The sequence below is a fragment of the Bacillus sp. G1(2015b) genome (assembly GCF_001482475.1).
Lineage (GTDB): Bacteria > Bacillota > Bacilli > Bacillales > Bacillaceae > Bacillus > Bacillus safensis.
The window spans coordinates 1-8,454 of the sequence record NZ_LKIC01000016.1; the positions used below are offsets into that span (position 1 = coordinate 1).

Annotated in this window: 10 protein-coding genes, 1 tRNA gene and 1 other RNA gene; 4 read left to right on the plus strand and 8 right to left on the minus strand. The window is 39.6% G+C overall.

Annotated elements, in window-relative coordinates:
• Window positions 1–175: 175 nt before the first annotated feature.
• From AMR95_RS10105 to tadA, 7 genes are all read right to left on the minus strand, one after another.
• Window positions 176–439 (minus strand): pro-sigmaK processing inhibitor BofA family protein, encoded by a 264-nt coding sequence (locus AMR95_RS10105; RefSeq protein WP_058838233.1) that lies wholly within the window; start codon window positions 437–439, stop codon window positions 176–178.
• Between the two features lie 66 nt (window positions 440–505).
• Window positions 506–730 carry a YaaL family protein gene (locus tag AMR95_RS10110; RefSeq protein WP_024425764.1) on the minus strand — a complete coding sequence of 75 codons (225 nt, stop codon included), beginning with the start codon at window positions 728–730 and terminating at the stop codon, window positions 506–508.
• An 18-nt stretch (window positions 731–748) separates the two neighbouring features.
• A complete protein-coding gene (recR, locus tag AMR95_RS10115; RefSeq protein ID WP_003218094.1) occupies window positions 749–1,345 on the minus strand; it encodes a recombination protein RecR in 597 nt (198 codons plus the stop codon).
• A gap of 15 nt (window positions 1,346–1,360) precedes the next feature.
• Window positions 1,361–1,684, minus strand: coding sequence for a YbaB/EbfC family nucleoid-associated protein (locus tag AMR95_RS10120; protein WP_008342011.1), 324 nt, complete (start codon window positions 1,682–1,684; stop codon window positions 1,361–1,363).
• A gap of 26 nt (window positions 1,685–1,710) precedes the next feature.
• Entirely contained in the window at window positions 1,711–3,423 is a 1,713-nt protein-coding gene (gene dnaX, locus AMR95_RS10125) for a DNA polymerase III subunit gamma/tau (RefSeq protein WP_039175861.1), read from the minus strand.
• A gap of 329 nt (window positions 3,424–3,752) precedes the next feature.
• Window positions 3,753–4,017, minus strand: an RNA gene (gene ffs, locus AMR95_RS18850) — signal recognition particle sRNA large type.
• 76 nt (window positions 4,018–4,093) lie between these two features.
• On the minus strand, window positions 4,094–4,570 hold the full coding sequence (gene tadA, locus AMR95_RS10130) for a tRNA adenosine(34) deaminase TadA (RefSeq protein WP_034284264.1): 477 nt from the start codon (window positions 4,568–4,570) through the stop codon (window positions 4,094–4,096).
• A 79-nt stretch (window positions 4,571–4,649) separates the two neighbouring features.
• On the opposite strand from tadA, the gene AMR95_RS10135 reads away from it, so the two are divergent.
• The 4 genes from AMR95_RS10135 (at window position 4,650) to AMR95_RS10150 (ending at window position 7,916) form a co-directional block, all read left to right on the plus strand.
• Entirely contained in the window at window positions 4,650–5,204 is a 555-nt protein-coding gene (locus tag AMR95_RS10135; RefSeq protein ID WP_039175857.1) for an isochorismatase family cysteine hydrolase, read from the plus strand.
• 99 nt (window positions 5,205–5,303) lie between these two features.
• Complete coding sequence (locus tag AMR95_RS10140) at window positions 5,304–6,551, plus strand: glycoside hydrolase family 18 protein (protein ID WP_231746880.1); 1,248 nt, start codon at window positions 5,304–5,306, stop codon at window positions 6,549–6,551.
• A gap of 85 nt (window positions 6,552–6,636) precedes the next feature.
• Window positions 6,637–7,260, plus strand: a complete 624-nt coding sequence (locus AMR95_RS10145; RefSeq protein WP_058838235.1) for a deoxynucleoside kinase — start codon at window positions 6,637–6,639, stop codon at window positions 7,258–7,260.
• Window positions 7,257–7,916, plus strand: a complete 660-nt coding sequence (locus AMR95_RS10150; RefSeq protein WP_039175851.1) for a deoxynucleoside kinase — start codon at window positions 7,257–7,259, stop codon at window positions 7,914–7,916. The genes AMR95_RS10145 and AMR95_RS10150 overlap by 4 nt, the downstream gene beginning before the upstream one ends.
• 89 nt (window positions 7,917–8,005) lie before the next feature.
• On the opposite strand, the gene AMR95_RS10155 is transcribed toward AMR95_RS10150, so the two are convergent.
• Window positions 8,006–8,098: transfer RNA gene (locus AMR95_RS10155), tRNA-Ser, on the minus strand.
• Window positions 8,099–8,454: the final 356 nt, after the last annotated feature.

The following is an 8,454-nucleotide window of genomic DNA, read 5'->3' on the forward strand; positions in this document are numbered from 1 at the left end:
TCTTGTTTAGTTTTCAAAGAACTTGTTTACCGCTTCAGAAGCGACTAGAACATCTTATCACATCCAAGCTGTTAGTGTCAACAACTTTTTTGTTATTATGTTTTTTCGTTTCTTCGTCATCAGCGACGTATACTAATTTACCATCCTGCCGAATCAAAGTCAACAATATTTTTCATTAAATAATAAACTTTTCAATTACAATTAAAGCCGCTACGCCTGGAATACCCAATAAACCACTAATTCCACTCGTTACAGGATTAATAGAGACATGTAATTCTAGACTCTCGCCAAATAGGTTGAGGCAAAATAAAAAAAGAGCGCCTGCCACAAACTTCACTCCGATAAGCCCTAACCATTTGAATGGATTCGCCTGCACACCTGACATAAACAACAATAGCACAGCCAGCAAAATTGACCCAATCACAATAACAGGTTCCATAATCCTCTCATCCCCTCTTCATATGAATAGTACAAGCATATGAGAAGATTATGTACAATAGACCTGCTATTTCCAGTTGTTTAGACGTAAATTCCTCTTTTTCGCTTCTCTCAGATAGAAAAAGTACTTCGCTTGAGCAAGCTTTAATTCGAATAGAATGTCCGGTGAAGGCTCAACGCTATTTGCGACAAGCTTTTTTTGTCTGTTCCATTCTTCTTTTTGCTTAAAAAGCTGTTGAATTAATTTCTCATCGAATTCTTTTCGAATTGATTTTCTGCGAAGAAAACCCATGTACCGTACTTCTCCTTCCTACATCTCACGTCTGCCTTCTAGAGCCTTAGACAGTGTGACTTCATCCGCATACTCTAAATCTCCGCCTACTGGAAGTCCGTGAGCAATGCGAGAGAGTTTAATTCCTGATGGTTTTAACAATCTGGAGATATACATGGCTGTTGCTTCTCCTTCAATGTTTGGATTGGTTGCAAGAATCACCTCTGTCACTTGATCGTCTTGCAGTCTTTTTAATAGGTCAGGAATTTTAATATCCTCTGGGCCAATTCCGTCCATTGGCGAAATGGCACCATGAAGCACATGATATAAGCCGTTGTATTCTTTCATTTTTTCCATTGCGATTACATCTTTTGGATCCTGCACTACACAGATAACAGATTGATCTCTTCTTGTATCTTCACAAATATAGCAAGGATCTTGGTCTGTAATATGACCGCATACCGAACAATAAGTTAAATTACGCTTTGCATTTACAAGCGCCTTCGCAAAATCTAGTACGACATCTTCCTGCATACTAAGAACAAAAAAAGCCAGACGGACCGCAGTTTTCGGTCCGATTCCTGGCAATTTCATAAAGCTGTCAATCAGCTTTGATATTGGTTCAGGATATTGCATCTTCAGTTATTCCTCCTAGAATAAACCTGGCATGTTCATTCCTTTTGTGAATTGACCCATCGTTTCATTCGTTAGCTCATCGACTTTTTTCAATGCATCGTTTGTCGCAGCAAGAACAAGATCTTGAAGCATATCGATATCTTCTGGATCAACAACTTCTTCATTAATTGCTACATCAACGACTTCTTTTTGTCCATTTACTTTTACAGTGACCATACCGCCACCAGCTGTACCTTCAAGAACTTTTTCTGCAAGCTCTTCTTGAGCCTTTGCCATATCCTTTTGCATTTTTTGCATTTGTTTCATCATTTTTTGCATATTTCCCATTCCACCGCGCATATGAACACCACTCTCTTTCATTTTTATTAATCTTTAATTTCAATTAAATCGGTTCCTACTAATTTCTTTGCTTCCGCAATCAATGGATCCTCTTCAGTAGAAGTTCCCTGACCATCTGCTTGTTCATCCGGCTGATGATCTCTTAAAAATTCTTCTCTTATTTTACCCCATTGAGCGTCAGGAACGCCAACTAATTCCACTCTTTTTCCTAACATAGACTCTAGCAGTTGTTCAAGATTGGTTCGAACACCGCTTTTATCTTCAGCAACCATTTTACAATGTATTTCAAATTTGAATTTTAAAACAAAGGCATGCGAAGCAGCCGCAACTGGCTCACTGTCCGTTAATAACGCAGCGTGAGACACCTTATTCTGCTGTTTCAACTGGGCAAGGAGCTCTCCCCATTTGCCTTTAATTTTTTCTAACTCAGGCCGTTTCGCTTCTTTTAGAATCTCATGAATTCGGCCGACAGGAGCACGATAGCCATTTTTGTTACTCGTTTGTGGTCGAGGCGCTTCCTTTTTTTCTTGAGGGCTATGAGATGGAGACATTGGTACCCCTTCGGCTCTTAGCCTTGAGAGTTCCTGTTCCAGCCTGTTTATTTTATCTGTTAGCGCCGTTAAATCAGCGTCAGCATGACCTTGTGTCAATCCTGCTGTTGACTGACACAGCTTTACAACCGCTACCTCAAAGAAAATCCTAGGATGATTTGTCCATTTCATTTCTTGGTGGCTTTTATTCAGGACTTCAATTGTTTCATACAGAAACTGAGGTGTCACACGATCTGACAGCGCCACGAAACTTTCGTCGACCTTTACCTTTTCAAGGACACCCTCGAGATCTGGTGCCGTTTTATAAAGCAGCATATCTCTAAAGTAAAAAATCATATCCTCTATTAATTTAGCAGCATCTTTCCCCTGCTGAAGCAATTCATTTAATGTATCTAACGCTGTGGCAATATTTTGATCAAAAATTGCTTCAGCAAGCTGACTAATGAAATGCTGAGATACAGCACCTGTAATGAGCAGCGCATCATCAATTGTCAATTGATCACCACTAAATGAGATCGCTTGATCTAAGAGACTTAGTGCATCACGCATACCGCCATCAGCTGCACTAGCAATAATCTCGAGCGAGCCCTCCTGTACGTTTAGGCCTTCTGCATCTACAATTTTCTCCATTCTTCCAACAATATCTTTGGTCGTGATTCGTTTAAAATCAAATCGCTGACAACGAGATATGATGGTAAGAGGAATCTTATGAGGCTCTGTGGTAGCCAAAATAAAGATACAATGAGCAGGCGGTTCTTCCAGCGTTTTAAGGAGGGCATTAAATGCACCGATAGAGAGCATATGTACTTCATCTATAATATAAACCTTATATGTAACCGCCGAAGGAGCAAATTTCACTTTATCACGTATATCTCGGATTTCATCTACCCCGTTATTCGAGGCAGCATCTATTTCAATCACGTCTGAAATTGAACCATTTGTAATTCCTTTACAGGCATCACATTCATTACACGGCTCACTAACAGGTGACTTTTCACAGTTCACTGCCTTTGCAAAGATTTTGGCAGCACTTGTTTTACCTGTTCCTCTAGGACCTGAAAATAAGTAAGCATGAGAAAACTTTTTCTGCAAAAGGGCATTTTGCAACGTTTTTGTGATGTGTTCTTGTCCAACAACATCCTCAAAAACTTGAGGTCTGAACACTCGATATAAAGCTTGATAACTCACAAATACGCCCTCCTCCATTTATCATCCTTTTCATTATACATGATGCACCGATCAATTCAAAAGCACACCTTTATTTTCTAATATGCCAAAAAGATGATTTCAATTATAGAGTTTCTACTTTTCATGCCTTAAAAACGTATTTTCTAGCTTTGTGAAAAGACATGAAACACCAAACAGAACACCAGTTCTTGTTGCGATTAGTAAAAAAACAAATGGCGCCAAAAAGACTTTTTATCTATTTGTATAACTAAAGCAGTTGAGCTATCCTTTGAACAGCAACAAAAAACTCACCTAGATAAACTAGATGAGTTACATTTAATATTGATTTACCGTGCACCTTCTGTCGATTCGCTACCCCAAGCGTTACTTAAACAGTTAGCTCGGCCCAGGCAACCCTGCGGCACATGAGAGGTTTCACTTAATGCTGCTTCCTTCCGGACCTGACATGGTTCATGAATTCCCATTGCGCAGGACCCAGACGTCAACACCACTTATTTAAGGCAGACCTTGAAGTAAACGAACCTCGAGAAGGGATTCGGCCTCGCTAGAGCGGATTGCGAGTACAGGGCACCGCTACCTCCCCGCTTAGCACGGCAAAATGAATATTAAATTGTTAGTGACGCAGACATAAGTATACCTTCTTATAGCTCAAATTGCAAACGACATCCATTCATTTACTTTTGGCTTGTTTCTTTCGCTGACGGAGATTCCGGAAGAACTGACTTAACAGCTCACCACACTCATTTTCAAGTACACCACCGATGACCTCAGACTGATGATTAAACCGTTCATCATCCAATAAATTCATTAAAGTACCTGCACATCCACCTTTTGGATCGTATGCACCAAAAACAACCTTTTTCACTCTAGAGAGAACAATAGCACCTGCACACATTGGGCATGGTTCAAGCGTAACGTAAAGAACAGCATCTTCTAAACGCCAGCTCCCTGTCGCTTTACATGCTTCATCAATAGCAAGTAATTCTGCATGTGCAATTGAACGCTGCTCACTTTCCCTTAAATTATGAGCCCGGCTCACGATTTGGTCATCAACAACTATGATGGCACCAATCGGCACTTCTCCTATTTGTTCTGCTTTTAAGGCTTCGGAAATGGCTTCTTGCATAAACTGTTCATCTTTCGTCATGGCACGGCTCTCTTTTCATGTTTTTTAAAAGGAAATTGAGGTTAACATATTATCACAATCTTTTAAAGGGGGTCTTAATTTGTCAAAGCACCAAAAAGCGCTGCTTATTATCGACATGATTAATAATTTTGATTTTGAAATGGGACATGTGCTTGCAGAAAAAACAGAGCAAATGACCAATAAAATTTTAGCTCTTAAAGAACATGCTTTCAAGGAAAATTGGCCAATCATTTATATCAACGATCACTACGGACTTTGGAAGGCTGATATCCAAGCTGTTCTGGAAACATGCAAAAACGAAAGAAGCGCTCCTATTTTAGAGAAAATGACTCCATCTAAAGATAATTACTTCTTAATTAAACCTAAGCATTCTGCCTTCTACGGTACTGCACTAGAGACACTCTTAAATGAATTAGGTGTTGAGGACATCATTCTAACTGGAATTGCCGGAAACATATGCGTTTTGTTCACTGCAAATGACGCGTACATGCGAGAATACAATCTAATTGTACCTAAAGATTGTATCGCTTCAAACGACGACAGAGATAACGACTACGCTTTAACGATGATGGAGAACGTCCTTCTAGCAAAAATCACCACCGCTAAGGAAATCACGAATGAAAATCAAACATGATTTAGCCATAACCCTCATAAATTGTTAGCAATAACAAAGGGGGCGTTGACTATTCAAATTTATGTTGTCAAAAGCGGAGATACTTTAAACGACATTGCCATGCGTTTTAAAACGACAGTCAATGAAATCATCCGTACTAACGAAATCGAAACACCAAATCAACTCGTCATTGGACAAACAATTGTCATTCCAATTAGAGGTCAATTTTATGAGGTCAAACAAAATGACACACTATATCAAATTGGTAGAAGGTTTCAAATCTCAGTAGAAGAGTTGGCACGTGTGAACAGAATTCGACCTGAAGCGATACTACCTATTCGCTTCTTGCTCTATATTCCACAAAGACCGAAAAGGAACATTAATTCCAATGCTTATATTGAACCACGTGGAAATCAAGTCAGTGAAAACTTAAAGCAGGCAGCCAGAGAGGCCTCCCCATACTTAACCCATTTAGACGTCTTTAGTTTTCAAGCACAAAGAGATGGGACGCTACGAGAACCACCTTTAGACCAACTACCCCAGATTGCCGCTCAGAACAGAACTGTATTAACCATGGTGGTGACGAATCTAGAGAATGAAAAATTCAGTGATGAACTTGGCCGTATTCTTTTAACTAATCAATCTGTCAAAACGGCATTTTTAAATGAAATTGTTCGTGTTGCCAAGAAGTATCAATTCAAGGAAATCCATTTTGATTTTGAATATTTACGCCCTGTTGATAAAGATGCTTATATTCAATTTTTAAGAGAGGCAACAGCTCGTTTCCATCAAGAAGGATGGACAATATCTGTTGCACTGGCACCAAAAACAAGTAGTCAGCAAAAGGGCAAATGGTATGAGGCCCATGACTATGAAGCGATCGGTAAGATCGTCGATCATGTTGTGTTGATGACCTATGAATGGGGGTACAGCGGCGGCCCTGCACAAGCTGTCTCACCAATTGGACCTGTCCGCCAAGTCATTGAATATGCACTAAGTGTTATACCGGCCAATAAAATTGTAATGGGACAGAATTTGTATGGCTATGATTGGACACTTCCTTTCGTCCAAGGCGGCCCGATCGCCAAAGCCGTCAGTCCTCAACAAGCAATTGCACTTGCTAGACAGCACAATGTCTCTATCCTATACGACGAAACAGCACAAGCACCTTATTTTCGTTATACAGATGCCAATAACAAACAGCATGAAGTCTGGTTCGAAGACGCTAGGTCGATTCAAGCAAAATTCAACCTCATTAAAGAGCTAAATTTGAACGGAATTGCTTATTGGAAATTAGGTCTATCTTTCCCACAAAATTGGCTCTTATTATCAGATCAATTTAATATTGAAAAAAGAACGACATCGTAATCCATTCGCTCTATCTATTAGAAGGGGTATGGTACAATATACATTGGTTTGACAACTTTAACTTTATAGATAGAGGAGAACGCCTATGTATCCTGCCCCTTTTATTGCAGTGGAAGGCCCAATTGGAGCCGGAAAAACAACTTTGGCTACAATGCTTGCAAAGGAATTTCAATTTCCTTTAGTAAAAGAGATTGTAGAAGAAAATCCATTCTTAGATAAATTTTATGAAGATATGGAACAATGGAGCTTTCAGCTTGAGATGTTCTTTTTATGCAATCGGTTCAAACAGTTAGAATTAATTGAAGAAAACTATGTAAATAAACAGCAGCCGGTTGTCACTGATTATCATGTCTATAAAAATATGATATTTGCAGAAAGAACATTATCAAAAAAGCACATGGATAAATACAGAAAGATCTATCACCTGCTAACAGATGATCTTCCTAAACCAAATGCCATGATCTATATAAAAGCCAGCCTTCCCACCTTACTTGAAAGAATACAGATGAGAGGACGCTCTTTTGAAGAAGACATAGACCCAGCTTATTTAAAAACAATCATTGAAGATTATGAGCTGGCGATTGAACATTTAAAACAGACTGAGCCGGGGCTTCCTATCATTACAATTGAAGGAGATCATACAGACTTCGTTTCCTCACAGCAAGATTACCAGCAAATTGTACAGAACATAAAGGAGCAAGTGCTATGAACAAGATCGAAATACCAAAGGACGCAGTCATCACAATTGCCGGGACTGTTGGTGTCGGCAAATCCACTATGACCAAAACAATAGCAGACAAGCTAGGGTTTCAAACGTCTCTTGAAAAAGTAGATGATAACCCATATTTAGAGCCTTTTTATTCAGATTTCCAAAGATGGAGCTTCCACTTACAGGTCTATTTCCTGGCTGAGCGTTTTAAGGAGCAAAAGCGGATTTTTGAATCTGGCGGAGGATATGTACAAGATCGTTCCATTTATGAGGACACTGGCATTTTTGCAAAAATGCATGCGGACAAAGGTACGATGTCTGAGGTCGATTATGAAACATATACAAGCCTATTTGAGGCGATGGTGATGACACCTTACTTCCCTCACCCTGATGTCCTCATCTATCTGCACGGGGATTTAGATCATATTTTACATCGTATTGAAGAACGCGGCAGAGAAATGGAAACTCAAACTGACCGGGCTTATTGGGAAGAAATGTACACTCGATACACAGAGTGGATCGAACAATTTGATTTATGCCCAGTGATTAAAATTAATATTGAAGATTATGACCTACTTCATGATGAAAGTTCACTTGATCCCATTCTTCATGAAATAGCTTCTGTTATTCAAAAAAATCGCTCTAAAACAAAATAAAAAAAACCGCTGCATTCGCGAAATGCAGCGGTTTGACAATTTCCAATTTTTATGCTTGCGTTCAATTCAACTAAGGTAAAAAATCAATATGGCGGAGGAAGAGGGATTCGAACCCCCGCGGGCTTTGACACCCCTGTCGGTTTTCAAGACCGATCCCTTCAGCCGGACTTGGGTATTCCTCCGTATCGACAAGAATTAATATACCATATCATTTTATTTGAAGTCAACATCTTTTCGAAAAAAAATTTCAATTTGTGATTTCGGCATGATATTTGCCTATAAAAAAGCAGCCATTGATGGCTGCTCCAGATTGTTGACAAAGGGCTAAAATGATTTTGATTTTAGCCCTTTGTCTTCTTTTCAGCGTGATAGAAAACCTTTGCAGTCTAGGAAGGGCGAGCACCGGAGCGGAGCGAATTTGACATTCGTGAGCACCGAAGCGCAGACCTGACACCGAATGCGAGGGTTTGTCTACACGCTGAGCCGATATGGAGACATATCGGCTTTTTGCGTTGGAGAAAACGATTCATATTTTCAC